We start from the raw sequence: 24,333 nt of genomic DNA, 5'->3' as shown, positions 1-24,333 counted from the left end.
ACGGCTGACGAAGAACGGCAGACTCAGCGTCTCGTTATCGCCGGAGGTGTAGCCAACAATTAGAGAAGGAAGGTTTTTCGCAAAGTCGTCCGAACCGGGAGGAACGTCGGACCATTCGCCCTCAGCGGACTGAACCGCCATCTCGACTGGGCCAACCTTGCGACCTGTCTTCGATCGGGAAAGCCGGATAACGCGTTCTGTATGTCCTTCCGGCGCGATACGGTAGCGGATATCGAATAGAGACTCGCGGTTGGAGCTCGTACGCTCCTGGTCGTCAGCGCATTCATGCCACGTCGCCGACATTGCGGCAGGCCGCTTAGGGGCATGGTTCGGCCCATCCGGGCTGGAGTCTTTTGCCAATTTATTCGTGGACCTCGAAGAAGTTGAGACACTTCGCGGACCAAGCGGCCTTGGACGCAGCGAAATGGTGTCGGCCAAACAGGCGACACAGCGCCTTCGCGTAGGTCATCGGACTTTGACGGCGCTGATACTGCAACAGCAAACTTGCGCAAACTGGGGTCACAATAGACGCCTCATCGCTGTTTCGAGAAACTCGGTTGATCGCTGGGCACAGGAGTTGGTCACGTCTGCGGATCTCGCACGTCCCATAGGCGTCGGCCCTGCTTCGATCACGAAACGTCTGAACAGCTGGGTATTGAGCCCATTTTGAATGCCGATCCTCAGGCGAAGATCGCAGCGCTTTGGTCACGAAACTCGGTCGAAGGGATAAGCTTCGAAACGCAATGGGTCACGGCGTCGGGGACAGTATGCGTCAAACCCAAGCGAAGCAGTATGAAAAAGCTCAAGCTCCGAGATGGACGAACAGTGCCGAAAGGCAATATTTCTTTGACTGAGCTTAAGAGCCTGACCAACATCGACAGTGAGACCCTTCGGCACCTCACCCTGAACGGCTATCTGCAAGCTACAGAATTCACCACGGCGGGTCATCTGCGGGGAGTTTTGCGAACATCCGCGCAGGCATTTCGGAAAACATACGTCTCCAGCACTGAGATCGCCGCCACGCATGGACTGAACACCATTGCGGTTACGCGACGCCTGCGCGCAAGCGGTCTGCGACCGATCCTGGAACTAGAAAATAATGTCCGCGTGCAATCCTGCTGGCGCAGGGCTGATATCTCAAATTTTGACTTCAGCTCGCAGTATTTGATGCCCTGTGGCCGGCCCTCAACCCCCTCAAGCATAGACGGAGCAACTCTACTGCCCTCGCGCCCTACAGGCAGTCCGCGCCTCGTTGAAGGGTCGATTTACGTCCATGTTGCGGCAGGCATTCTGGGCACGAACTCTTCCGGCATTCGTGCGGCAGTCGATGCGGGACACATCAGCACAATGAGTCGGTCAACTACTGACAAGGTGCTGACTGTCGTTGAGGCCGACGTGTTGGAATTTGCAGGGCGTTACGCATTCACACCAAAGCTGGCTTCCGAGCTTGGCCTTTCGGTCAGAAGCGTGTCACGCAACCTCGCCCGTCTAGGAATTAGCCCAGTCTGGCCGGGCATAAGGCCGGTGCATGCGCTCTGGGACCGTCAGTCTTTCGACATTGGTGACCTTCTCGGGCGTTGGACCACGACGGAGGGCGTTCTGTCTGAGCAAAGCTCATTGTTTAACCTTTGCAAGAATCCGTAACCGCTGTTGTGACCTGATGCATCTCGCTCGACTGAGCGCCCGCTTAGAGGTCTGCTACCGATCCGCAAGATTGGCCCGGACGGGTCAAGACGTCCGTTAGTGAACGTTTTTCTATTGCGTATCCAATGGGCGACGCGGCCCGTCGGGCCTCAGCGAAAAGTACTTAAAGCTTATAGCTTTAATTTTTGCGAGGATCCGGCACCGCCCAGCAGCTCAGAAATTCTGGTCGACAAAGTAGCTTTCTCATAAATTTTGAGCGTCGAACGCCAACATCTCAAAAATTTTGATCCTCGACTTTCATTATTAGTGAAGCGCGCCGAGGAAAGATGAGTCTTTCCAGACAGGGCAATCTCATCCATTTTGACTCGGACCAGGCGCGGCCTACTGGCCGCGTCCGCCCGCGATGAAGGCCTGGATGGTCGGGAAGGCCGCCGTCTGGGGCCGCATGTCCTCACAGGCGAAGGATTTGATTGCGCCATAGATGCCGCCGGCCGGCGTCGCTTCCCACGGCGTGTCCTCGGAATAGCGATCGGTTTCCGCCCCGTCCGCGCCATAGGTCACCGTCGCGCCCGAACGCGACTGGCCGTCCGAACACCGCACCATGACCTCTTCGGTCTCATGGCTGAGATTGGTCGCCTCGCCGCGCGCGGGCACCCGCGCCATCCGCGTCGTCGCCACGCCGTCCACCGGCGTCAGCGCATCGACATCCACCAGATAGACGGTGGCGTCGCTGCGTGAAAACGTGGCCCAGCTTTCGGCCGCCGATGGCGATGCGATCGCCGCCGTCGCCAGGATCGCCGTCACGCCGATTGTTCTGATCATCCTCTTCCCTCCCCAGGCAAGACGATCATTTCATACCCGCACGAACGAGAATTCAATCTCTCCCGAAGGCCTCGAAAGCGTTTTCGATCAGGGCCGATCGCGAGACGGCAGGGCCTCGAGCTCTGCGGTCGTCAGCTTCTTTGCGATGCGCACGCGGCACGGTTGAGGCCCCGTCGCCGGGCTGAGTAAGGCGGCCTGATCGCCGGGACACAGCCGGCTGGATCCCGCGACAGGTTCCAGCGCGATCGACAGGGCGCGGGTCATGTCGCGACAGAAGGGGGTTTCGATCTGGAACACACCGGCGTCCGCCGTGCGGACGTACAGGGTCTGGTCGTTCGGCGCGGTGAAGTTGCGCACCAGATTGGGCCGGAAGCACTGGCCGGCGTCGGCGCGGCTGGCCGTCGCCACGCCCGGCGACGGCGCACAGGCCGACAGTACGAGGAGAGCAGCAGACGACAGAATGAGGCGATGCATAGTCAACTCCTGAACAAGCCCCCGCTTCATCCTGCGCGCGTCGGCGAGGATGATGCAAGGGCGTCCGCCAGAACCGAAGACCGACGGGGCGACACGCGCGCCGCCAGATCGCGCGGCAGGGGCGAAGGCTGATCAAGGATGAGGGCGGCGATATGCTCGCCAAGCAAGGGCCCGACGCAAAAGCCGCGCGACCCCAGACCGCCGAGCACATAGAGTCCGTCATCGAGAGCGCCCGCCACAGGCAGGCGATCCGGCGTCGTGGCGCGGACTGCCGCCCGGTTCTGCACCGGCCCGGCCGCCGCGATGCGCTTGGCCAACTCCGGCAGGCGCGCTTCCAGGGTTGCCAGATTTCGCGCGCTGTCGGCCTCGCGCGGCGCCGTGTCGGTGTCGGCCCGGTCATGGGTCGCGCCGAACAGCACGCCTTGGCCCGTCGGAACCGCATAGCCGCCCCATGCCATGGGGTGGATGGTCACGTCCCCGTCGATCCAGTCCGCCTGCCCCCGCACGGGCGACAGGCGCGGCGTCTGGTCGAACCCGTCCATCAGGGCGGCCGATCCCCAGCCGGCGGCGAGAACCACCGCATCGACCTCGCCCAGCACCGCGTCGTTTTCGCCGATCAGCCGCCAGCGGCCGTCGGCGCGCTCCAGCCGTGTCACGCGCTCAGAGCGCATCTCCGCGTCCGAAAGCCAGTTCGAGAGCACCGCCGCAGGGCGCAGCGCGAATGCCCCCTTCATCAGCAGACCGCCCTGCCCCGTTGCTTCGCCGGCGACCGCTGACGCCGCCCCTTCATCCAGCACCCCCATGTCATCGGCATTCCAGATCGGTTGGCGAGCGATTTTTTCGAACCGGGCCGCATCGCGCGGCGCTTGGGGCAGTTGCAGCACGCCGTCGCCCGTCACGGCGCCCGGGATCGCGGCATAAAGATCGCCCGCCCGCTCCAGCGCCTGGGCGTGCAGGGCGGCGATGCCGTGATCGCCGGCGTCCAGACGCGGCGTGACCAGGGCCGCCGGAAAGCCAGAGCCGCCCGCGCCCGGGCGCTCACCCTCGAACACCACGGCCCGGAGGCCCTGCGCCTCCAGGGCGCGGACCACAGATGCACCAGCGACGCCCGCGCCGATCACGGCGACGCGGGGCGGCGGCGACGGTTCGAACACTGAGGGGAGACGCGCCTCAAGCCGCTCGCGCTTGCGGCCATGGCCGGGGCGCTTCTCGACGACGAAACCCTGCCCAGCCAGGCCCCGCCGCACGGCTCCGGCGACGGTGAAGGTGGCCAGGCGCGCGCCCGGCGCAGAGCGCTCGGCGATCAAGGCCATCACTTCGGGCGACCACATGCCCGGGTTCAGCGCAGGCGAGAAACCGTCCAGGAACCAGGCGTCCGCCGCCCCCGACCACTGCTCCAGCGCCCAGGCCGCATCGCCAACCGCCACGTCCAGCACGGCGTCGAAGCCCGGCAGGTCCACCCGGTGAAAGCCCGGCGTCGCGGCCGGCCAATTTGCGATCAAGGCCTCGGTCGCCTCCGCCAGTTCGGGCCAGGCGCCCAGCGCCCTCGCCGCCTCCGCCGCCGTCAGCGGATACCCCTCGATAGAGAAGATGTGCAGCCGCCCGCCCTCGGGCCGCGTCCGTCGCCACAGATGCAGCAGGGCGGCGATGTTCAACCCTGTGCCGAACCCCAGCTCGGCCACCGTGAAATGATCCCGCCCCATCCAGGCGTCCGGCAGGCCGCAACCTTCCAGAAACACCGCCCGCGTTTCGGCCAGGCCGTCATCACGCGAGAAATAGACGTCGCCGAACCGGCCTGAGCGCGGCTCGCCCTCTTCGGTCCAGGTCAGCAGGGGCGAGGCGTCGTCATCAGGCGTCATCGCGCGGCTCTAGCACCTTCGTCGCCGACATGAAAAAGGCCGCCCCAGTCGGAGCGGCCTCTTCGGGCTTTGGTTTCGACGCGTCCTAGTGGGCGGCCGCCGGACCGTGCGCAGGTTCGGCCGGCGCGACGGGAACCGGCGCCGCGGCGGAGGCGTCGGCGCCCTGCATCGTCGTGGCCGCCTGGGCGGCGGTGTCTTCCTGAATGGCCTGATTGGCCGCCGCTTCGGCGTCCTTGGCCGCTTGATCGACCGTCAAAGCGGCTTCTTCGGCGCTGCCGGCGGCCTCGACCGCATCGGTGGCCGGCGCTTCGGCCTTTTCTTCCGGGGCCTTGCTACAGGCGGCCAGGACCAGGAGCGCAGCGGATGCGGCGACGAGGGCTTTGATACGCATGAAGATGTCTCCGAAGCTTGCGAGACCGGAACGTCTCTTGGCGCAAACGATAGGGCCGCCGCGCGCGGCAGGGCAAGTTAAGATCAGGAATGTCGGGATCAGTCGGCGGTGATGCTGTTCAGCGCCTCTTCCATCTCGCCAAACGACGGCTGCGCCGACGACGGGATGTCGCCCCGGCCGATCTCGACCGAAATCTGGGCGGCGTTGCCGTGCAGGTGGGCGACCAGCACCGACTGGATGATCTTATAGTAGGCGGCTTCCTCGTTGATGATGGCCGTCAGGCGCGCCGCGAATGGACCGACCAGACCATAGGCCAGGAACACGCCCATAAAGGTGCCGACCAAGGCGCCGCCGATCATGCCGCCCAGAACCTCGGGCGGCTCGGTGATCGAACCCATGGTCTTGATGACCCCCAGGACGGCGGCGACGATGCCCAGCGCAGGCAGACCGTCGGCCAGGTTCTGAAGCGCGTGGGCGTTTTCCAGATGCTCGTGATGGTGCTTTTCGAGCTGCTTTTCCATCGCATCCTCGACCTGGTGCGGATCCTCCAGGTTCATCGTCATCATCCGCAGGGTGTCGCAGATGAAGTCGACGGCGAAATGGTCCTTCAGCACCTTGGGGTACTTCTGGAAGATGGTCGATTCCTTGGGCTTTTCGATATGGCTTTCCAGCGCCACCACGCCCTTGGACTTCATCGTCTTGGTCAGCTGGAACAGCAGCGACAGCAGGTCCTTGTAATCCTGCTTCTTCCACTTCGGCCCGGCGAAGGTCTTGCCCAGGCCCGCCATGGAGCCCTTGATCACCGGCAGGGAGTTGGAGATCAGGAAGGCGGCGATGCCCGCCCCGCCGATGGCCATCAGCTCGTGCGGCGCGGCGTGCAGGATCACTTCGAACTTGCCGCCCGAAATGGCGTAGCTGCCGAAGACGAGGCCGAACAGCAGCACGATGCCGATGATCTGGAACATGGAGGCGAACAATCCTGACGCGAGAGGTCGGGACTATCGCCATTAATCATTAAGACGGCGTTTCGCGAACGCCGCCTTCCCAGTCGTTACAGACGGCTTTCGCCCTTCAGGATGGCGTTGCGCCCGGCCGCCGTCAGCTTCTGATAGCCCGCAGCCCCGCCCCGCACATAGAGGGCGGCGCCAGTCTTGGACGGATCGAACCCGTCGACCACCAGATCGGCCTTGCGGTATTTGAAGGTGCCGGTCGTTTCGGCCGACTTGATCAGCCGCACAAACACTGGTTGGGCATAGGCGGGCAGCTTGGCCTCGACATGGTCGGAGAAGGCCTGGGCGTCGAACTTGCCGTCCACCACCAGAGCCGCCATCCCGGCCTTGCCGTCCTGGGCTGGAACGGGCACGCCATAGACGATGGCTTCGGTCACGCCCGGTGCGTCCATCAGCACCTGTTCGACCTCGGAGGTCGAGACGTTCTCGCCCTTCCAGCGGAAGGTGTCGCCCATCCGGTCGACGAAGTAGAAATAGCCTTCCTTGTCCTGCTTCATCAGGTCGCCGGTGCGGAACCAGCGGTCGCCCTTCTTGAACACGTCGGTCAAGATCTTCTTCTGCGAGGCGGCCTTGTCGGCATAGCCCGAGAAGTCGTGGCGGATGTCGTTGCCGATCAGGCCGATGGCCTCGCCGACCTCGCCGACGCGCGCCAGGCGACACAGACCGTCCGAGCCGCGGATCGGCTGTTCGGTCTCTACGTCGAACTCGACCAGGCGAATATTGATCTGCGACTTCAGGAAGCTCGGCACCCGACCGATCGCGCCCTGTTTGCCGTCGAAGTTGAACAGCGAGACATTGCCTTCGGTCGAGCCGTAGAACTCCAGGATGTCGGGGATCTTGAACCGGCTCTGGAAGTCGGGCCAGACATCGGCGCGCAGGCCGTTGCCGAACGCCAGACGCAGCTTGTGCTTGGTCTCGTCCTCGTGCGGCGGGCAGTTGACCAGATAGCGGCACAGCTCGCCGATATAGACGAACATGGTCGCGCCCGACGAGCGCACGTCGGGCCAGAAGGTGCTGGCCGAGAACTTCTTGCGGATCACCAGCCGCGCGCCGTTCAACAGCGCTGCGCCCACCCCGACAAGACCGCCAGTCGAGTGATACAGCGGCAGGACGTTGAAGATCCGGTCCTCGGGCGTCGAACGCGTGGCGCCGGCGAAGGCGCGCATATAGGTCCGGGCGCGCGAATGCGGGATCCGCGCCGCCTTGGGCAGGCCGGTCGTGCCGGAGGTGTAGATATAAAGGGCGGTGTCGCGGTTGGTCAGGCCTTCGCGCGCCGACTTGGACGGCCGCACCGAGGATCCGCCACGCACGGGCTTGTCCAGGCCGCGACGGTCGCTGGTCTCCAGATCGTCGGTCAAGCCCAGAACCCAGAGCGCCAGGTTGTGATCGACCAGAGGCCGCGCCTCCTCGATCTGACGCCAGCAATCCTCGTCCGCGACGACGTTGAAGGCCTTGGAAATGGCCAGACAGTGGGCCAGCCCCTGTCCGTTCAGATTGGTGTTGATCAGGGCCGTGGCGATGCCGACCTTCGAGAAGCCGATCCACGCCGCCAGATACTCGATCCGGTTGGTCATCATCAGGGCGATGGTGTCGCTGCGGCGCAGGCCCCGGTTCTTGGCCCAGTGGGCGAAGCGGTTGGCCATGGCGTCCAGGTCGCGATAGGTCAGGGTGCGCTGACCGTCGTCGATGGCGATGTTGTCGGCGAACTTGTCGACGGCTTCTTCAAAGTCGTCACAGAGCAGGACGTCGCTGTCCAGCTCGATCGGCTTGATGCGTTTCAACAGACGGAACAGGCCGCGCGCGAACCGGACATCCCTGCGGATATTGGCTACAAAACCCATGCGCGCCGTACTCCGGTCAATGCGTGTTCCACCCGGTCCGGTGATGGACGAAGGCGGCCGGTCGGGTCAACCGTAGGGTCCGCAATCCTTCGCGAACCTGACGAATTGCCGTCCAGCCGTGATCCATTTGTTCGGTTGACGCGGCGGAAATCCAGAGCACCGCCCTGCTTTTTATTGCCGCATTGACGGCAAATGCGGCGGCCGCACGCACGGTCTTCGCCCCATTCCGGGCGGAAACGGTGTTTCTTCGGGGCTTTTGCGCTTTACGCGGAACGCCGTTGCGGAACGGCGGGTTGGTTGATCGACGTTATGGAGGACAGAAACAATGTCTATGACCTATGCCAACGCCAATACCGAAGCCCGCGCTGAGGACACGACCTTCGTTCCGCGCTACGCCCGCACGACCAAGTCCAAGAAGTCGGTGAAGACCTGGATGATCCTGGCCCCGATCGGCGCCGTGGTGCTGCTGGGCAGCGGCGTCGCCATGATGATGGGCGGCGAACAGGCCGCTCCCGCTCAGCCCGCCGAGACCGCCGCACCGGCCATGCAGACCGCGCCCGCCGCGATGACGGCCGCCCAGGCGCCGGTCACGCCCGCCCCGGCCGAGGTCGCGCCCACGCCGGCTGCGGCTCCGACGCCGGCCGCCGCGCCTGCGCCGGTCGCTCGCCGCGCCGAACCCGTGGCCCGTCGCGCTGCGCCGGCCGTTGAACGGCCCGCCGCTGCCCGTGTTGAGACGCCGGCTACGCCTTCGGGTCCGCAACCCTACACCGCGCCGGCCGCCTCGACGGCGAGCACCAGCCGGTTAAACACCGCGCCTGCAGCCTCTACCCCGGCTCCGGTCGTGACCACGCCCGCCGCGCCGGCGATCACGGTCCAGCCGCTGAACTGATCTCAGCAGAATAATGGAAAGCCCCGGTTTCGGCCGGGGCTTTTTCTATGATCGAGGTTCAGGCGCCGCTGACGCGCCAGATGACATTGCCCACATCATCGGCGACCAGCAGGGCGCCTTCTCGGTCGATCTGCACCCCGACGGGCCGGCCTTGCGCCTGACCCCGGGCGTTCAGAAATCCGGTCAGAACATCCTGCGGCGGCCCGGCGGGACGTCCATCGACGAACGGCACGAAGATCACCTTGTAGCCGCTGCGCACGCTGCGGTTCCACGATCCGTGCTGGCCGACGAAAACGCCAGAGCGCAAGGCTGGCGGCAACAGGCTCGCGCCTTGTCCGAATGTCAGCCCCAGCGACGCCGTGTGCGCGCCCAGTGCGTAATCCGGCCGGATAGCGCGCGCGACCATCGCCGGATTGGCGGGTGGGCGCGTATCGACAGTCTGGCCGTAATAGCTCCACGGCCAGCCGTAGAAGGCGCCCGGCGCCACCGAGGTCATATAGTCGGGCACCAGATCGTCGCCGATCTCGTCACGCTCGTTGACCGCCACCCACAGCTGGCCGGTCTGCGGGTTCCAGTCCATGCCGACCGGATTGCGCAGGCCCGAGGCATAGACCTGCCGCGCGCCCGTGGCCGGATCGATCTCCAGTATGGCGGCGCGATCGACTTCCTCGTCCAGGCCGTTTTCGCCGACGTTGGAGTTGGATCCGACCCCGACATAAAGCCGGCGACCATCCGGGCTGGCGACAAGGCTCTTTGTCCAGTGATGATTGCGGCCGGCAGGCAGGTCCGCGACCTTCGTGGCCGCAGCGTCGATCTGCGTCTGGCCGCTCCGATACGGAAAGGCCACCACCGCATCGGCGTTGGCGACATACAGCCGGTCGCTGACCAGAGCCATGCCGAACGGCGAGTTCAGTCCGGTCAGGAAATCGCTCTTGGTCTCCGCTACGCCGTCGCCGTCCGCGTCCCGCAGCAGGACGATCTTGTTGGGGCTTGGGACACCGGCGCCGGCCTTGGCCATGACCTTGCCCATCACCCAGCCACGCAGACCGCCCTTCTTGTCTTCGGGCTTGGGCGGCGCGTTCGACTCCGCGACCAGAATATCGCCGTTGGGCAGGCGATAGAGCCAGCGCGGGTGATCCAGGCCTGTCGCGAACGCCTGCACGCGCAATCCCGCCGCCGCGACCGGCGTCGCGCCTTCGGGCCAGCTCGACGCCGGGGCGATATTGACGGTGGGCAGCAAGCCCTGACGCACCGCCGGCAGTTGCGGGTCCGGACCAAACCCCGCCGCGACGGGCAAGGCTGTCCCACCCGCGCAGGCTCCTAGACCGATCACCGTCGCGAGCAGTGTCGAGGCGAACAAAACCGTCCGTGGCGAGCGCATGGTCTTTGATCCTTACCGCGCCGGTTGGGCCGGGAACTCCAGACGACTGACATCATAACCAAGGGCCCGCGCCCGTTCGGTCAGGGCGCGCACCTGCTGCTCGCTTGGCAAGTCGCGCGTGTAGATGAACAGCCGATTGAAGGTCGGATCAGCCGAGATGAACCAGCTGTAGTCGTCCGCTCGGTCCAGCACCCAATAGTCCCAGGTCACGAACCCGGCCAGATATTTGACCCTCAGCTTGGCGTTTGTGCCCGGATCGAGGATCTCGCCCCGTCCGCCGATGGCCTTTTCCTTGCCGTCGGGCGTGCCGACCTGACAGGTGTCGCGCACATCGACCCGCGTGCCCTCCACCGGCGTATAGATCGACGCGCCGGCGACGCAGCCGTCGGTCAGCCGATCCGGCAGACGCGCGATCTCGTGCCAGCGCCCGGACCACAGACGCTGCACATCCACCGGCTTGGCCGGCTGCGGCGCGCGATATTCGGAAGGCGACGGTGCGGTCACGCATCCCGCCAGCGCGATCGCGGCGGCGGATGCGGCGAGGGATTTCAGGCTGGACATGGGCGTTTCCGTTTTGATGCCATAAGCCGCTTTCAGCGACCCTGGTTCCGTTACGCACCGACGGCGAAATCGGACGCCGCGGGACGAAAATCTCCTAGCGGGGAACAGGAACCCTCGCTTGTCCCGTCCCGCCCTTTGGCGTTGTCACATGGCGTTCGACGGAGACGCCCCGGTGACCACCGCCACCCTGACCAAAAAACCTGCCGCCCTTTCCACGCCGCGCCTGACCCACCTCCAGCGCCTGGAGGCCGAGAGCATCAACATCCTACGCGAGGTGGCTGCCGAGGCCGAGCGTCCGGTCATGCTGTATTCGATCGGCAAGGATTCAGCCGTCATGCTGCATCTGGCGAAGAAGGCCTTCTATCCGTCCAGGCCGCCCTTCCCGCTTCTGCACGTCGACACGACGTGGAAGTTTCGCGCCATGTACGCGATGCGCGAACAGGCGGCGGCCGATCTGGGCGTCGAACTGTTGGTCCACCAGAACACCGACGCCCTCGCACGCGGCATCAACCCCTTCGATCACGGCTCGGCCCTGCACACGGACCTCTGGAAGACCGAAGGTCTGAAACAGGCCCTGAATCATTACGGCTTCGACGCGGCCTTCGGCGGCGCTCGTCGCGACGAGGAGAAGTCGCGCGCCAAGGAGCGCATCTTCTCCTTCCGCACCGCCGAACACCGTTGGGACCCCAAGAATCAGCGGCCCGAACTCTGGCGGCTCTACAACACGCGCAAAAAGCCCGGTGAGAGCATCCGCGTCTTCCCGATCTCAAACTGGACCGAGCTGGACGTCTGGCAATACATCCACCTGGAGCGGATCCCCATCGTTCCGCTCTATCTGGCCGCCGAACGGCCGGTGGTGGAACGCGACGGCGCCCTGATCATGGTCGATGACGACCGGTTCCGACTGCGTCCCGGCGAGACGCCGCAGATGAAGTCCGTCCGTTTCCGCACCCTGGGCTGCTACCCCCTGACCGGCGCGGTCGAGAGTACGGCCGCGACCCTGCCTGAGGTCATCCAGGAAATGCTGCTGACCACCACCTCCGAGCGCCAGGGTCGGATGATCGACCACGACCAGTCCGCCTCGATGGAGAAGAAGAAGCAGGAGGGCTATTTCTGATGGCTCACCAGTCCGACCTGATCGCCCGCGACATCGACGCCTATCTGGACGCCCACCAACACAAGAGCCTGCTGCGCTTCATCACCTGCGGCAGCGTGGACGACGGCAAGTCCACCCTGATCGGCCGCCTGCTCTACGATTCCAAGATGATCTTCGAGGATCAGATGGCGGCGCTGGAGGCGGACAGTCGCCGCGTCGGCACCCAGGGCGGCGACATCGACTTCGCCCTGCTGGTCGACGGCCTGGCCGCCGAGCGGGAACAGGGCATCACCATCGATGTCGCCTATCGCTTCTTCTCCACCGAAAAACGGAAGTTCATCGTCGCCGACACGCCAGGCCACGAACAGTACACGCGCAACATGGTCACCGGCGCCTCCACGGCCGACGCCGCCGTCATCCTGATCGACGCCCGGCGCGGCGTGCTGACCCAGACCCGCCGCCACGCCTATCTGGTCAGCCTGTTGGGCATCCGCCACGTCATCCTGGCAGTGAACAAGATGGACCTCATGGGCTGGTCTCGGTCCGTGTTCGACGCCATCTTCGCCGACTTCCGCGCCTTCGCCGCCCAGATCGGGCTTCAGGCCTTCGACGCCATCCCGATGTCCGCCCTGCGCGGCGACAACATCACCGAACCCAGCGCTTATTCGCCCTGGTACGCCGGCCCGCCGCTGATGAGCCTGCTGGAAACGCTGGAGGTCGGCGACGCTCTTCAGGCCGATCCGTTCCGCCTGCCGGTGCAGTGGGTCAACCGGCCCAATCTCGACTTCCGCGGCTTCTCCGGCCAGATCGCCGCCGGGACCGTGCGGCCGGGCGATCCGGTGCGCGTCCTGCCGTCCGGCAAGACCTCGACCGTGGCCCGCATTGTCACCGCCGACGGCGACTTGAGCTTGGCCGTGGCCGGACAGTCGATCACCCTGACCCTGGCCGACGAGATCGATGTCTCGCGCGGCGACGTGCTGGCCAGCGCCGACGCCCCGCCCGAGGCGGCCGACCAGTTCGAGGCCACCGTGGTCTGGATGGACGACGAGCCCCTGCTGCCGGGCCGGCCTTACCTGCTCAAGATCGGCGCAAAGCTGGTGGGCGCCACCATCACCGAGCCCAAGCACAAGGTGAACGTCAACACCCTGGAGCAGCAGCCGGCCAAGCGGCTGGAGTTGAACGAGATCGGCGTCTGCAACCTGTCGCTGGACGCCCCCGTCGCCTTCGCCCCCTATGCCGAGAACAAGGACCTGGGCGGGTTCATCCTGATCGACCGGATCTCGAACCGCACAGTCGGGGCGGGTTTGCTGCACTTCGCCCTGCGCCGCGCCCACAACATCCATTGGCAGGCCCTGTCAGTGGACAAGGCCGCGCGCGCCACGATCAAGAACCAGACGGGCCGCGTCGTCTGGCTGACCGGCCTGTCGGGCGCCGGCAAGTCGACCATCGCCGATCTGGTGGAAAAGCGGCTGCACGCCGACGGTCGCCACACCTATCTGCTGGACGGCGACAATGTCCGCCACGGTCTGAACCGCGACCTGGGCTTCACCGAAGAGGACCGGGTCGAAAACATCCGCCGCGTCGCCGAGGTGTCGAAACTGATGGTGGACGCGGGCCTGATCGTCCTGGTCAGCTTCATCTCGCCCTTCCGCGCCGAACGCCGCCTGGCCCGTGACCTGCTGGGCAAGGGCGAGTTCGTCGAGGTCCACGTCGACACGCCCCTGGCGGTGGCCGAGGCTCGCGACGTCAAGGGTCTGTACAAGAAGGCTCGCGCGGGAGAGCTCAAAAACTTCACCGGCATCGACAGCCCCTATGAAGCGCCCGAACACCCCGAGATCGTCGTGGACACCACCACCATGTCGCCCGAGGACGCCGCCGAGCGCATCGTCGCCTGGCTGGATGGGCGCTTCTCGACCGAGGACTTCACCATATAGGTTTGGAACCTTGACCGTTCGCTGGACGCTCTAGGACGCGATGACCAATCCGATCCAGAAGCTGGGCCTCGACACCATCGAGCAGTCGCAGATCGCCCGCATCGCCGGGATCAATCTGACGCTGGGCGGTCTGGTCAGCGCAGGCGTGATCCTGCTGATCGCATTCGCGGCCCATTGGCTGGTGACGCGGTCGCTGCGCCGGGTGCGCGAACGCTCGGACCGCAGCCGTCAGGCGATCTATCTGCTGGAGCGTCTGGCCGGCTACGGCATCATTGTCGTCGGCGTCATGTCGGCCCTGTCGGCGGCAGGGCTGAACCTGTCGTCCCTGACCGTCTTCGCCGGCGCGCTGGGCATCGGTGTCGGTCTCGGGCTGCAGGGGGTGGTCAAGGAGTTCGTCTCCGGCCTGTTCCTGATCTTCGACCGGATGGTGTCGGTCGGCGACTATATCGAGATCGAGGACATCGGCATTCGCGGCGCCATTATGGAGATCGGCCCGCGCGCCACCCGTGTCCGCACCAACGACAACGTCAATGTCCTGGTGCCCAACTCGCGCTTCATCGAACAGCCCGTCACCAACTGGACGATGAAGGGTGACACCCGCCGCATCCATGTGCCCTTCACCGTCGCCTATGGCTCGGACCGGGGTCAGGTGCGCGACGCCGTTCTGACCGCCGCCCGCGCCAGCCCCTTCACCCTGCCGGAGACGGAGGCTCGCAAGAGCCAGGTCTGGCTCGTGGCCTTCGGCGATCGGGGCCTGTCGTTCGAACTGGTGGTCTGGCCGACGCGTGACGCTGTCAAACGTCCGGCGGCCATGCACGCCGCCTACACCTGGCTGATCGCCGACGCCCTGGACACGGCGGGCGTCGAGGTGCCGGTGCCCCAGACCGATCTTCGCCTGCGCACCGCCTTCGGCCTGGACGGCGAGGAGGCCTTGAAGCGCCTCGGCTACGGCGTCGGCTCACCGCCGCGACCGACCGGCCCGCAAAGTCCCGCCCGAACCGCCAACGACGCCGCCGACGACGTCATGGCCGACGACGAGGCCGAGATGCCTGAGCCGCCCGCTCCGCCCAAGGCGCGTCAGACGGACTGAGCCGCCTTGGCCTTCAACCGCCAGGCATGCAGCAACGGCTCGGTATAGCCGTTCGGCTGCTCGACGCCTTCGAACACCAGCGCCCGCGCCGCCTGATAGGCCAGACTGTTATTCGGGTCCGCCGCCATCGGCCGATACAGCGGATCGCCCGCATTCTGACCATCGACCTTGGCCGCCATGCGCTGGAAGGCCGCCTCGACCTGATCGGCCGTACAGACGCCGTGCAGCAGCCAGTTGGCGATATGCTGCGAACTGATCCGCAGCGTCGCCCGGTCCTCCATCAGGCCGATGTCGTGGATGTCCGGCACCTTGGAACACCCCACCCCCTGGTCGATCCAGCGCACGACATAGCCCAGTATGCCCTGGGCGTTGTTGTCCAACTCGGCCGCCACCTCGTCCTCGGACCAGTTGACGCCGTTCGCCAGCGGCGGGGTCAGCAAGGCCTCCAACCCCGGCGTGTCGCGCCCGGCCACATCCTTCTGAACCGCGAACACGTCGACCGCATGATAGTGCAGCGCGTGCAGGGTCGCCGCCGTCGGCGAGGGGGTCCAGGCGGTGTTCGCGCCCGTCTTCGGATGACCGATCTTCTGCTCCAGCATGTCCGCCATCCGGTCCGGCGCCGCCCACATCCCCTTGCCGATCTGGGCCTTGCCCGACAGGCCGCATTTCAGGCCAATGGCGACGTTTCTCTCCTCATAGGCCGCGATCCAGGCGCTGGACTTGATGTCGGCCTTTCGCACCACCGGCCCGGACTGCATGGCCGTATGGATCTCGTCGCCGGTGCGATCCAAAAAGCCTGTGTTGATGAAGACGATCCGGTCCTTCACCGCCTGAATGCAGGCCGCCAGATTGGCCGAGGTCCGCCGTTCCTCGTCCATCACGCCGACCTTGATCGCATGGCGCGGCAGGGCCAGCAGATCCTCGACCGCATCGAACAGCCGATCGGTGAAGGCGGCCTCTTCCGGCCCGTGCATCTTGGGTTTGACGATATAGACCGAGCCCGTCGCGCTGTTGCCGAACCCGCCCAGACCCTTGATGTCATACAGCGCGATCAGGCTGGTCACGATGGCGTCCATGATCCCTTCCGGCGCCTCCGACCCGTCGGCCAGACGGACGGCCGGGGTCGTCATCAGATGCCCGACGTTGCGCACGAACAGCAGGCTGCGCCCCTTCAGGATCACCGACGACCCGTCCGGCGCGGTCCACTGGCGATCCGGCTCCAAGGCGCGGGTCAGGGTCTCACCGCCCTTCTTGAACGTCGCGGACAGGTCGCCGCGCATCAGACCCAGCCAGTTGCGATAGGCCTCGGCCTTGTCCGCCGCATCGACGGCCGCGACGGAATCCTCCAGATCGACGATGGTCGACAGGGCCGATTCCAGCACCACGTCCGCCAGACCGGCCGCATCGCTGCGCCCCACCGGATGGCTGTGGTCGATCACCAGTTCGATGTGCAGCCCGTTGTTGATCAGCAGGATGGAAGACGGCGCCGTCGTCTCGCCGGTAAAACCGACGAACTGTCCTGCATCCTTCAACGCGGGCGACAGTGCGCCATCAACTACCGACCAGCCGGCGACATCCGTATGCGAACCCTCCGCCAACGGCGCCGCCTCGTCCAAAAAGGCCTTGGCCCGCGCGACGACCCGCGCGCCGCGCGCCGCGTCATAGCCGCCGCCGGCCGGCAGGTCGCCCAACGCATCCGTGCCGTAAAGCGCATCATAAAGGCTGCCCCACCGCGCATTGGCGGCGTTCAGCAGAAAGCGGGCGTTCAGCACAGGCACGACCAACTGCGGGCCGGCCATGCGTGCGATCTCGGCGTCCACGCCCTCGGTCCCGATCGTGAACGGCGCCGGCTCCTCGACCAGATAGCCGATCTTTTTCAGGAAGGCCTGCGACGCCGCCACATCATACGGCTGGCCCCGCCGCGCCCGATGCCAGTCGTCAATTTGAGCCTGCAAGGCGTCTCGTCGCGCCAAAAGCGCCCGGTTCTCGGGCGCGAACCGTTCGAAAATCGCTGCCGCTCCGCTCCAGAACGCCGCCGCATCAAGCCCCAGCCCCGGCAGTACGTCCCGCTCGATCAGGGCGATCAATTCCCCCGCGACCTTCAGCCCGGCGCGATCTTCATGGGTCGTCATGACGGCCTCTCTCCGGCGCGACGCCGGCCTGTAACAATGCGTGATCAGGTAAGCTGAGGCCGCACGCCGACGCAAGGGTCACGTCGCGTCATCGCCGTCGCTTTTCGTTCAAGGCGACGGCCGGCTGGTCAGAAACTCTTAACCGCGTCCGTGAACGGGACTGCAAGCGGCGGCGCCTATTGTGAGCTTACGGACGAACTCGCGTCCGGCCAGTCGAGCGTCTCGCCCATGCTGTTTCTTCTGAACGATGTCGTGTTCGACCTGGACGAGGCCTGCCCGGTCACGCCCGCCGACGCGCGCCGGTTCGAGAAGCTGGGTCTGGACTATCTGCTGGAACTGGGTTGCGAACTGTTCGCCGAGGACCCGCTGCTTCACCGCAACGATCCCGAACGCGCCCGTCGCCTGGCCTGGCTGATCGCCGAGCGCAGCCCGGACGTGAACGCCGCCCTGTTCGCGGCGCCGGCACCCGCCTGCAATCCGGACCTGGTCGAGCCGCGCTTCTGCACCCTGCCCGAACAGGTGATGCGCCAGCTTCAGGCCAAGGGCCGTCGCCTCGACGCCGTCTCTGCCGACCGCGCCGTCTGGAACCGCCTGGCCGCCTGATCGCAGCCTGAAACGCCGTCAGAAGACGGCGTTGAACACCACATGGACCAGCGTCGCCACGGCTACGATAAAGCCGAAGCCGACGACCAGCCCCACCGCCGGATGCAGCGGCGCCCGCTCACGCGGCGCATGGGCGATACGGTCTTGAGGATGGATGACAGCCATCGTCCTTATCCTTTCCCTATGATCCCGGATTGATCCGGGAGGGGAGCGTCGGACTCTGACGGCCTGATCGTCTCCTCCAGAACCGAGCATGACTCCGATAGCCCTTCGTGGCGAGGGGTTGTTTCATCCGGTGCAATCCCGTGACTTTGAGGCGTGTCCGCGCTAGTCGCGCGCCATGTCTTCCTTGACCCTGCCTGAAGAAGCGGCGCGCCGCCGGACCTTCGCCATCATCGCCCACCCGGATGCGGGCAAGACGACCCTGACCGAGCACATCCTCTTGGCCGGCGGCGCCATTCGTGCGGCCGGCGCCGTGCGGGCGCGCGGCGAGAACCGCCGCACGCGTTCGGACTGGATGAAGATCGAGAAGGAGCGGGGCATCTCGGTCTCGGCCTCGGTCATGACGTTCGAGCACGACGGCAAGATGTTCAACCTGCTCGATACGCCTGGGCACGAGGACTTCTCCGAAGACACCTATCGCACCCTGACCGCCGCCGACTGCGCCATCATGGTGCTGGACGCCGCCAAGGGGATCGAGCCGCAGACGCTGAAGCTGTTCGAGGTCTGCCGCCTGCGCGACATCCCGATCATCACCTTCATCAACAAGCTGGACCGCGAGGCCCAAGACCCGATGGCCCTGCTGGACGACATCGCGTCACGCCTTCAGCTGGACCCCGCCCCGATCTGGTGGCCGGCCGAGAGCGGCAATCGCCTGCGCGGCATGGTCGAGGTCGGGACCGGCCGGTTCCAGCCCTATACCCGCAAGGCCGCCGGTTCGGCGGAGGATCCCGAACACCCCCCCGCCCTGCCGCTGGACCAGGCGGCCCAGTATTTCGAGGCGGGCGAGCAGGACAATCTCGCCGAGGCCGTCGAACTGGTCGAGGGCGGCTATCCGGCCTTTGATCGCCAGGCCTTCCTGGAAGGTCACATGACGCCGGTGCTGTGGGGATCGGCGCTTCGTCACTTCGGCATCGACGAACTGCTGAAGGCCATCGGCGACTGGGCCCCGGCGCCCAAGGTCATGAAGGCCAAAAAGGAATCCCCACCCGAGACCCGCAACGCCCCCGCCCCTGTCGAGACTGAGGTCGAACCGGGATCTAACGAGGTCACCGGCTTCGTGTTCAAGGTCCAGGCGAATATGGACCCCAATCACCGCGACCGGATCGCCATGTTCCGTATGGCGTCGGGCGCCTTCAAGCGCGGCATGAAGCTGAAGGTGCAGAACACCGGCAAGTCCCTGTCGGTCAATGCGCCGATCATGTTCTTCGCCTCGGACCGCGAACTGGCGGACGACGCATTCGCCGGCGACGTGATCGGCATCCCGAACCACGGCGTGCTGCGCGTCGGCGACAGCCTGTCGGAGAGCGGCGTGGTCCGTTTCGCCGGCCTGCCGAACTTCGCCCCCGAAATCCTGCAACGGGTTCGCGTGAAGGATCCGCTGAAGGCCAAACACCTGAAGAAGGCGCTGGAAGGTCTGGCCGAGGAAGGCGTGACCCAGCTGTTCCGCCCCGAAATCGGCTCGGACTTCATCGTCGGCGCCGTGGGCCAGCTGCAGTTCGAGGTCATGGCCGACCGTCTGGGCGAGGAGTACGGCCTGGACGTCGTCTTCGAACCCTCCCCCTACGCCGAGGCGCGCTGGATCGCTCCAGGCGCGGAGGGCTCCGACGCGGACGTCGAGGACTTCAGCGGGAAATACCGCCCCCAGATGGCTCGCGACATCGACCAGGCCCCGGTCTTCCTGGCCAAGTCGAGCTGGGAGACCGGCTATGTCGGCGAACGCTTCCCCAAGATCGCCTTCACCAAGACGAAGGAGCGCGGCTAAGACCGGGCGCCGCAAACGACTTCCTTTGGTCACGCGGCTGAGCCATTCTCAGGTCATGTTGATGCTTCTCGCCCTCGCCAGCACCGTCTTAATGCTGCAGGCCGCCCCTTCCGTGGGGCTGGTTTCGTATGAGGAGGCGGTGCGTTGTGCGGGCCTGACCCAGGCCGCGTCGGAGCTTGAAGGCGGCGAGAGCGCCCAGGGGCGGCGGCTGTATGACGCCGCGCTCTACTGGTCCCTGGCGGCCATGCAGGCCGCGACGGCGGCGGGCAAGGCGGCGCCGGCCGCAGAGGCCGATCAGACCCGCGCGCGCATCGCCGCGGTGCGTCAGCTCAACGCCGATGCGCCCGAGGCGCGCGCCAACCTGCAACGCTGCCAGCAGAAGACGCCGAAACTCGACTAGGTCGCCGGCTTAAGGCCAAGCCGAACCGCATTCCCGGCGCTGCGTTTGCATTGGACGCCGCAGGTGACGCAGTCTGCGTCCCGAAGCGGGATAACCGAGGTCCAGCATGTTCGAATTCGGCCGTGATCTTCGAAAACTCTTCGCCCAGGCGCGAGAGAGCGAAGACCTGGGCTGGGTCGAATTGATCGGCGCGGATCTGCTGCGCGCCGAGGCGCGACGCGAGGCCACGGACGCCGGACGCGTCTCCTGCGCTCGTCCCTTCGAGACCGAGAACCGCGCCTGCGCCCTGTGGCGCGAACACGCCCGGCGCACCGGCGCCGCCGACAGTCTGGACCGGGCCGAACGCTGCGCCGACAGCCTGGTGCGTTCAGCCGTGGGCGAGGATCAGATCGCGCGGGCCGCCCTGGCCAAGGCGGCGGTGCTGATGCTGCGCTTTGATCTGTGCGGCGATCCCGCCCGTCTGGACCGCGCAGCCACAACCCTTGCGGTGGTCGGGCAGCCGCGCAGCCGACGCATCGCGGTCGGCATGGCCGCGCTTCACGCCCGGCTGACGGTCCGCACGGCCCGGCTGAGCGGCGACATCGCCCGCCTTCATCAGGCGGCTGTCTTGATGGATGAGGCGGTGCGCAGAGACGACGCCGAGGACATGGATCTGCGTATGGATCGCGCCGCCCTTTCGCTGGAAATGGGCGTGGTGCAGCGCGACGTGCATCTTCTGGATCAGGCCGGCCGCGACCTGGGCGCCCTGGTCGAGGCCGCATCTCCCGACCATCGCCCCCTGACCCGCGCCCGGGCCCTCGCTCTGTGCGGCGCTGGCCTGTCGGCCCTGGCCGCCATCGCGGGGCATGACGAGGCCCGCAACCAGGGGCGGATCATGTTCGACGCCGCCGCCGATCAGTTCACCCCGGATCACAGCCCGCTGGATTGGGCCGCGATCCAGGTGCTGCGCGTCGGCGACGACGCCCAGCCGCTGATGCTGTTGACCCAGGCGGAAACCCTGACGCAGGGCGGCGAACTGATCATCGGCGCCCTGGCGCGCGAACGGCGCATCACGCGTGAGGTGGCCCTGGCCGAGGCGGTCAAGAACCTGACCGCCCTGATGACGCTGGAAACCCGCCTTCGCGCGCGCATGGCGACGGCGACGCCGCTCGACTGGGCCGCCGATCAGATCGGTATGGCCGAGATCATGCTGGCGCGGCATCGGCTGGGCGGCGGCGTCCCGACCGATCTGGGCCTGATCCTGGGCGAGGCGGCGATGACGGCCCAGGAAATGGGCGTCGACGCCCTTGCCGATCGCGCCGAGGCGCTTCTGAGGGCCTAGACCTCAGCCGCCCATGGCGACGAAGGCGCCGTTCAGGAACCGCGTCTTTCCATAGGCCATCCGCTGCCCGTCATCGGCCAGAACCCGCCCGCCGGCGGCTTCCAGCACCGCCTGGCCCGCTGCGGTGTCCCATTCCGAGGTCGGACCGGTGCGCGGATAGGCGTCGAACCGCCCCTCGGCGATCAGGCAGAACTTCAGCGACGAATCCGTCCCCTGCCAGCGCGAGCAGCCGTGACGGGCGGCCAGACGCGTCGCCTCTTCGTCGGTGACGCTGTGGCTCAGCAGGGCCATGCCTTCCTGCGGCCGATCACGAACCCGGATCGGACGCCAGTCCTCGCCCGAATGCGCCTCGCCGGCCTGAAGGGCGCCGAACTGACGCCGGAAGGCGCCGCCCTCGGGCTTGTCGGTGCGCCAGGTCGTCGCCGTCGCCGGCGCCGTCACCACGCCCGCGACCGAATAGCCGTCATGGATCAGGGCGATATTGACGGTGAAGGCCTCGCCGCCGCGCACGAAGCCGCGCGTGCCGTCCAGCGGATCGATCAGCCAGAACCAGTCCTCGGCGGTTTCAGGCGCGCCATCGGCCGACACGGCCTCCTCCGCCACCGTCTGCACGCCCGGATACAGGGCCGCCAGCCGTTCCAGGATCAGGGCCTCGGCCGCCCGGTCGGCCTGGGTCACCGGGCTGTCGTCGGACTTGGTCTCGACCGCCGTGCCTGCGCGCCAATAGGGCAGGATCAGCCGCGCGGCCTCCTCTGCGATCTCGGCGATGGCCAGGGACAGCGCGCCGGACGTCAGATCGCGCTCAAGAGCAGGTGTGGAAGAGGTCGTCATTGGCGGGTCGATAGACCATCCGGGCGGTTCCATGAACCGGCAAATCACTCCAACTTCGCGCGCGACACGAACTGTGACCTGAGCGCGCCAGACATCATGACCTCCCCCCACGACACAGACGCCGCTCCGCTGGACCTTCCGGTCGATGGGACGGAGCTGGCGACCTATATCGCGGCCAAGCTGTGCCATGACTTCATCAGCCCGTCGGGCGCCATCGTCTCGGGTCTGGACCTGATGCAGGACCCGACGGCTCAGGATATGCGCGACGACGCCCTGGCCCTGATCGAGCAGAGCGCCAGGAAGATGGTCGCCCTGGTTCACTTCGCCCGCGTCGCCTTCGGCGCCGCCACCACCAGCGAGAAGTTCACCGCCCGCGAGATCGAAGGCCTGGTGTCCGGCATGGTCCAGGGGGCGCGCGCCTCGCTGGACTGGCGCATCGCCGACGGCGAGTTTACCAAGCCCCAGGCCCGCGCCCTGACCAATCTCGCCTATCTGACCGTCGGCGCCCTGCCGATGGGCGGCGTCGCCACCATTCAGTCGCGGGTGGAAGACGGCCTGCTCTATCTGGAAGGCTTCGCCGAGGGCGCCCGCGCCCGGCTGAAGCCCGAGGCCGTCACGGGTCTGGCCGGCGAACGCCTGGTCGAGGGCCTGGCCGGCCAGTGGATCCAGCCCTACTGGCTGTGGCTGACCGTGAACGAGGCCGGCGGCGCTCTACGCGTCAAGGTTGAAGACGGAAAGGTCGCACTGGTCGCGCGAATGCCCGCCTGAGGCGTTTCCAAACGACTCATTAACTGGCGTTTGAGATAAAAACAGTCCATGCGCCACGGGCGAAAGCCGTCGTGTCATTGAGGGATCGACCTTGGACTTCCGAACCTGCCTGATCGTCGACGACAGCCGCATCATCCGCAAGGTTGCGCGTCGCATCGTCGAGGGCCTGGGCTATGAGGTCGATGAGGCGGCGGACGGTTCCGAGGCCCTGGCCTATTGCACCGGCGCCATGCCTGACGTCCTGCTGGTGGACTGGAACATGCCCGTGATGGACGGCATCACCTTCCTGCGTCGCTTGCGCGCCATGCCGGGCGGCAAGCAACCCAAGGTGCTGTTCTGCACGATCGAGACCCGCCCCGAGCGGATCGCCGAAGCCCTGGCCGCCGGCGCCGACGACTATGTGATGAAGCCGTTCGACGGCGAAATCCTGCAGTCCAAGCTGACGGAGGTCGGAGCGATCGCCGCATGACGCCTGAGGACTTCGACAAGCTGCAGTCCCTTCTCGCCACCCGCGCCGGCTATCGGCTGTCGCGGGATCGCATCCACCTGGCCGAACACCGGCTGGGTCCGATCGCGCGGCGTGAGGGCTACGCCAATGTCGAGGCTCTGCTGACGAACCTGTGGGCCAATCCGGTCGCCTCGCTGGCCTGGTCGGTGATCGAGGCCCTGCTGAACGCCGAGACCTGGTTCCGTCGCGACCGCACCCCTTTCCGCATTCTCGAAACCGAACTGCTGCCGGCCCTGTCCAAGGCGCGGCCCGACGGGCGGATCAAGATCTGGTCGGCCGGCTGCTCGACCGGCCAGGAGGCCTGGTCCATCGCCATGACGGCCAGGGAGATCGGCGTCGATGTGGATCTGGTCGCCACCGACCTGTCGCAGCGCGCGATCGAGAAGGCGCGCTCGGGCCTCTATACCGGCTTCGAGATTCAGCGCGGGCTTACGGCCAAGACCATGCTGCGCTGGTTCGAGCCGCGAGAAGACCAGTGGATCGTCAAGGCCGAACTGGCCGACGCCGTGCGTTTCGGTCGCGCCAACCTGCTGGACGAACCGACCGATGACGCCCGTTTCGACGTCATCTTCTGCCGCAATGTCATGACCGATATGGAGCCGTCGCGCCGGGCGCGTCTTCTCGACGGACTGGAGCGCCGCCTGGTCGATGACGGCTGCCTGCTTCTGGGCGTGGACGAAAGTCTGGAAGGCGAGACGGTCGCCTTCCGCGCCGTGAACGGCCGCCGGGGCCTGTATGTAAAGGCGCCGTCCGCGCTTCGCCGCGCCGCCTGAACCCGCCTTTCATGCGGGCGA

General features: G+C 66.3%; 23 protein-coding genes. 12 read left to right on the top strand and 11 right to left on the bottom strand.

The features are described 5' to 3' along the window. Positions 1-792: 792 nt before the first annotated feature. Positions 793-1,644 (top strand): hypothetical protein, encoded by an 852-nt coding sequence (locus tag BVE01S_RS16930; protein ID WP_157076486.1) that lies wholly within the window; start codon positions 793-795, stop codon positions 1,642-1,644. Between the two features lie 381 nt (positions 1,645-2,025). On the opposite strand, the gene BVE01S_RS15710 is transcribed toward BVE01S_RS16930, so the two are convergent. The 6 genes from BVE01S_RS15710 to BVE01S_RS15685 form a co-directional block, all read right to left on the bottom strand. After that, entirely contained in the window at positions 2,026-2,466 is a 441-nt protein-coding gene (locus BVE01S_RS15710; protein WP_066629595.1) for a hypothetical protein, read from the bottom strand. Between the two features lie 87 nt (positions 2,467-2,553). Further along, the gene (locus BVE01S_RS15705) at positions 2,554-2,940 is read right to left on the bottom strand and encodes a DUF6491 family protein (RefSeq protein ID WP_066629592.1); all 387 of its coding nucleotides are present in this window, start codon (positions 2,938-2,940) and stop codon (positions 2,554-2,556) included. A 26-nt stretch (positions 2,941-2,966) separates the two neighbouring features. After that, positions 2,967-4,799 (bottom strand): FAD-dependent 5-carboxymethylaminomethyl-2-thiouridine(34) oxidoreductase MnmC1, encoded by a 1,833-nt coding sequence (gene mnmC1, locus BVE01S_RS15700; protein ID WP_066629589.1) that lies wholly within the window; start codon positions 4,797-4,799, stop codon positions 2,967-2,969. Positions 4,800-4,884: 85 nt separating this feature from the next. Next, complete coding sequence (locus tag BVE01S_RS15695; RefSeq protein ID WP_066629586.1) at positions 4,885-5,190, bottom strand: hypothetical protein; 306 nt, start codon at positions 5,188-5,190, stop codon at positions 4,885-4,887. A gap of 98 nt (positions 5,191-5,288) precedes the next feature. Further along, complete coding sequence (gene motA, locus BVE01S_RS15690; RefSeq protein ID WP_055754172.1) at positions 5,289-6,155, bottom strand: flagellar motor stator protein MotA; 867 nt, start codon at positions 6,153-6,155, stop codon at positions 5,289-5,291. A gap of 86 nt (positions 6,156-6,241) precedes the next feature. Beyond that, entirely contained in the window at positions 6,242-8,041 is a 1,800-nt protein-coding gene (locus BVE01S_RS15685; protein WP_055753876.1) for a long-chain-acyl-CoA synthetase, read from the bottom strand. A 325-nt stretch (positions 8,042-8,366) separates the two neighbouring features. Here BVE01S_RS15685 and BVE01S_RS15680 point away from each other — a divergent pair, with 325 nt between their 5' ends. Further along, complete coding sequence (locus tag BVE01S_RS15680) at positions 8,367-8,930, top strand: flagellar basal body-associated FliL family protein (protein WP_146112028.1); 564 nt, start codon at positions 8,367-8,369, stop codon at positions 8,928-8,930. A gap of 58 nt (positions 8,931-8,988) precedes the next feature. On the opposite strand, the gene BVE01S_RS15675 is transcribed toward BVE01S_RS15680, so the two are convergent. Both BVE01S_RS15675 and BVE01S_RS15670 read right to left on the bottom strand, forming a co-directional pair. Then, on the bottom strand, positions 8,989-10,311 hold the full coding sequence (locus BVE01S_RS15675; RefSeq protein WP_066629582.1) for a PQQ-dependent sugar dehydrogenase: 1,323 nt from the start codon (positions 10,309-10,311) through the stop codon (positions 8,989-8,991). 12 nt (positions 10,312-10,323) lie between these two features. Continuing rightward, the gene (locus BVE01S_RS15670) at positions 10,324-10,872 is read right to left on the bottom strand and encodes a lipocalin family protein (RefSeq protein WP_066629579.1); all 549 of its coding nucleotides are present in this window, start codon (positions 10,870-10,872) and stop codon (positions 10,324-10,326) included. A 148-nt stretch (positions 10,873-11,020) separates the two neighbouring features. Here BVE01S_RS15670 and cysD point away from each other — a divergent pair, with 148 nt between their 5' ends. The 3 genes from cysD to BVE01S_RS15655 are packed head-to-tail and all read left to right on the top strand — an operon-like array spanning position 11,021 to position 14,992. Beyond that, entirely contained in the window at positions 11,021-11,989 is a 969-nt protein-coding gene (cysD, locus tag BVE01S_RS15665; protein WP_066629576.1) for a sulfate adenylyltransferase subunit CysD, read from the top strand. After that, positions 11,989-13,902: a sulfate adenylyltransferase subunit CysN gene (gene cysN, locus BVE01S_RS15660; protein ID WP_066629573.1), complete on the top strand. Its 1,914-nt coding sequence runs from the start codon at positions 11,989-11,991 to the stop codon at positions 13,900-13,902. The genes cysD and cysN overlap by 1 nt, the downstream gene beginning before the upstream one ends. A gap of 40 nt (positions 13,903-13,942) precedes the next feature. Next, a complete protein-coding gene (locus BVE01S_RS15655) occupies positions 13,943-14,992 on the top strand; it encodes a mechanosensitive ion channel family protein (RefSeq protein WP_066629570.1) in 1,050 nt (349 codons plus the stop codon). Here the strand turns inward: BVE01S_RS15655 and BVE01S_RS15650 are convergent. Further along, positions 14,980-17,124, bottom strand: coding sequence for a malate synthase G (locus tag BVE01S_RS15650; RefSeq protein WP_066629567.1), 2,145 nt, complete (start codon positions 17,122-17,124; stop codon positions 14,980-14,982). The genes BVE01S_RS15655 and BVE01S_RS15650 overlap by 13 nt on opposite strands. Before the next feature lie 228 nt (positions 17,125-17,352). Here BVE01S_RS15650 and BVE01S_RS15645 point away from each other — a divergent pair, with 228 nt between their 5' ends. Continuing rightward, positions 17,353-17,727: a hypothetical protein gene (locus BVE01S_RS15645; protein ID WP_055753868.1), complete on the top strand. Its 375-nt coding sequence runs from the start codon at positions 17,353-17,355 to the stop codon at positions 17,725-17,727. Between the two features lie 18 nt (positions 17,728-17,745). On the opposite strand, the gene BVE01S_RS17070 is transcribed toward BVE01S_RS15645, so the two are convergent. Further along, a complete protein-coding gene (locus BVE01S_RS17070; RefSeq protein WP_165113816.1) occupies positions 17,746-17,892 on the bottom strand; it encodes a hypothetical protein in 147 nt (48 codons plus the stop codon). A 175-nt stretch (positions 17,893-18,067) separates the two neighbouring features. On the opposite strand from BVE01S_RS17070, the gene BVE01S_RS15640 reads away from it, so the two are divergent. The 3 genes from BVE01S_RS15640 to BVE01S_RS15630 all read left to right on the top strand — a co-directional run bounded on the left by BVE01S_RS15640 (position 18,068) and on the right by BVE01S_RS15630 (position 21,432). Beyond that, positions 18,068-19,711, top strand: a complete 1,644-nt coding sequence (locus BVE01S_RS15640) for a peptide chain release factor 3 (protein WP_066629565.1) — start codon at positions 18,068-18,070, stop codon at positions 19,709-19,711. A 61-nt stretch (positions 19,712-19,772) separates the two neighbouring features. Continuing rightward, positions 19,773-20,111 (top strand): hypothetical protein, encoded by a 339-nt coding sequence (locus BVE01S_RS15635; RefSeq protein WP_240612048.1) that lies wholly within the window; start codon positions 19,773-19,775, stop codon positions 20,109-20,111. A 106-nt stretch (positions 20,112-20,217) separates the two neighbouring features. After that, on the top strand, positions 20,218-21,432 hold the full coding sequence (locus BVE01S_RS15630) for a hypothetical protein (RefSeq protein WP_066629563.1): 1,215 nt from the start codon (positions 20,218-20,220) through the stop codon (positions 21,430-21,432). 3 nt (positions 21,433-21,435) lie between these two features. Here the strand turns inward: BVE01S_RS15630 and cysQ are convergent, their stop codons facing one another. After that, positions 21,436-22,263 carry a 3'(2'),5'-bisphosphate nucleotidase CysQ gene (gene cysQ / locus BVE01S_RS15625; protein ID WP_066629560.1) on the bottom strand — a complete coding sequence of 276 codons (828 nt, stop codon included), beginning with the start codon at positions 22,261-22,263 and terminating at the stop codon, positions 21,436-21,438. Positions 22,264-22,359: 96 nt separating this feature from the next. Here cysQ and chpT point away from each other — a divergent pair, with 96 nt between their 5' ends. The 3 genes from chpT to BVE01S_RS15610 all read left to right on the top strand — a co-directional run bounded on the left by chpT (position 22,360) and on the right by BVE01S_RS15610 (position 24,312). Continuing rightward, the gene (gene chpT, locus BVE01S_RS15620) at positions 22,360-23,031 is read left to right on the top strand and encodes a histidine phosphotransferase ChpT (RefSeq protein ID WP_066629557.1); all 672 of its coding nucleotides are present in this window, start codon (positions 22,360-22,362) and stop codon (positions 23,029-23,031) included. 91 nt (positions 23,032-23,122) lie between these two features. Continuing rightward, the gene (locus tag BVE01S_RS15615; RefSeq protein WP_017505646.1) at positions 23,123-23,500 is read left to right on the top strand and encodes a response regulator; all 378 of its coding nucleotides are present in this window, start codon (positions 23,123-23,125) and stop codon (positions 23,498-23,500) included. Further along, on the top strand, positions 23,497-24,312 hold the full coding sequence (locus tag BVE01S_RS15610) for a CheR family methyltransferase (protein WP_066629551.1): 816 nt from the start codon (positions 23,497-23,499) through the stop codon (positions 24,310-24,312). The genes BVE01S_RS15615 and BVE01S_RS15610 overlap by 4 nt, the downstream gene beginning before the upstream one ends. Positions 24,313-24,333 lie beyond the last annotated feature (21 nt).

The sequence above is a fragment of the Brevundimonas vesicularis NBRC 12165 genome, assembly GCF_001592205.1.
Classification (GTDB): domain Bacteria; phylum Pseudomonadota; class Alphaproteobacteria; order Caulobacterales; family Caulobacteraceae; genus Brevundimonas; species Brevundimonas vesicularis.
The sequence above is the reverse complement of the archived record's forward strand: the minus strand, read 5'-3'. Positions and strand labels throughout refer to the sequence as shown.

Coding starts and splice junctions, on each gene's coding strand:
- BVE01S_RS16930 (WP_157076486.1), top strand. CDS start 793: ATGAAAAAGCTCAAGCTCCGAGATGGACGAACAGTGCCGAAAGGCAAT.
- BVE01S_RS15710 (WP_066629595.1), bottom strand. CDS start 2,466: ATGATCAGAACAATCGGCGTGACGGCGATCCTGGCGACGGCGGCGATC.
- BVE01S_RS15705 (WP_066629592.1), bottom strand. CDS start 2,940: ATGCATCGCCTCATTCTGTCGTCTGCTGCTCTCCTCGTACTGTCGGCC.
- mnmC1 (WP_066629589.1), bottom strand. CDS start 4,799: ATGACGCCTGATGACGACGCCTCGCCCCTGCTGACCTGGACCGAAGAG.
- BVE01S_RS15695 (WP_066629586.1), bottom strand. CDS start 5,190: ATGCGTATCAAAGCCCTCGTCGCCGCATCCGCTGCGCTCCTGGTCCTG.
- motA (WP_055754172.1), bottom strand. CDS start 6,155: ATGTTCCAGATCATCGGCATCGTGCTGCTGTTCGGCCTCGTCTTCGGC.
- BVE01S_RS15685 (WP_055753876.1), bottom strand. CDS start 8,041: ATGGGTTTTGTAGCCAATATCCGCAGGGATGTCCGGTTCGCGCGCGGC.
- BVE01S_RS15680 (WP_146112028.1), top strand. CDS start 8,367: ATGTCTATGACCTATGCCAACGCCAATACCGAAGCCCGCGCTGAGGAC.
- BVE01S_RS15675 (WP_066629582.1), bottom strand. CDS start 10,311: ATGCGCTCGCCACGGACGGTTTTGTTCGCCTCGACACTGCTCGCGACG.
- BVE01S_RS15670 (WP_066629579.1), bottom strand. CDS start 10,872: ATGTCCAGCCTGAAATCCCTCGCCGCATCCGCCGCCGCGATCGCGCTG.
- cysD (WP_066629576.1), top strand. CDS start 11,021: ATGGCGTTCGACGGAGACGCCCCGGTGACCACCGCCACCCTGACCAAA.
- cysN (WP_066629573.1), top strand. CDS start 11,989: ATGGCTCACCAGTCCGACCTGATCGCCCGCGACATCGACGCCTATCTG.
- BVE01S_RS15655 (WP_066629570.1), top strand. CDS start 13,943: ATGACCAATCCGATCCAGAAGCTGGGCCTCGACACCATCGAGCAGTCG.
- BVE01S_RS15650 (WP_066629567.1), bottom strand. CDS start 17,124: ATGACGACCCATGAAGATCGCGCCGGGCTGAAGGTCGCGGGGGAATTG.
- BVE01S_RS15645 (WP_055753868.1), top strand. CDS start 17,353: ATGCTGTTTCTTCTGAACGATGTCGTGTTCGACCTGGACGAGGCCTGC.
- BVE01S_RS17070 (WP_165113816.1), bottom strand. CDS start 17,892: ATGGCTGTCATCCATCCTCAAGACCGTATCGCCCATGCGCCGCGTGAG.
- BVE01S_RS15640 (WP_066629565.1), top strand. CDS start 18,068: ATGTCTTCCTTGACCCTGCCTGAAGAAGCGGCGCGCCGCCGGACCTTC.
- BVE01S_RS15635 (WP_240612048.1), top strand. CDS start 19,773: ATGCTTCTCGCCCTCGCCAGCACCGTCTTAATGCTGCAGGCCGCCCCT.
- BVE01S_RS15630 (WP_066629563.1), top strand. CDS start 20,218: ATGTTCGAATTCGGCCGTGATCTTCGAAAACTCTTCGCCCAGGCGCGA.
- cysQ (WP_066629560.1), bottom strand. CDS start 22,263: ATGACGACCTCTTCCACACCTGCTCTTGAGCGCGATCTGACGTCCGGC.
- chpT (WP_066629557.1), top strand. CDS start 22,360: ATGACCTCCCCCCACGACACAGACGCCGCTCCGCTGGACCTTCCGGTC.
- BVE01S_RS15610 (WP_066629551.1), top strand. CDS start 23,497: ATGACGCCTGAGGACTTCGACAAGCTGCAGTCCCTTCTCGCCACCCGC.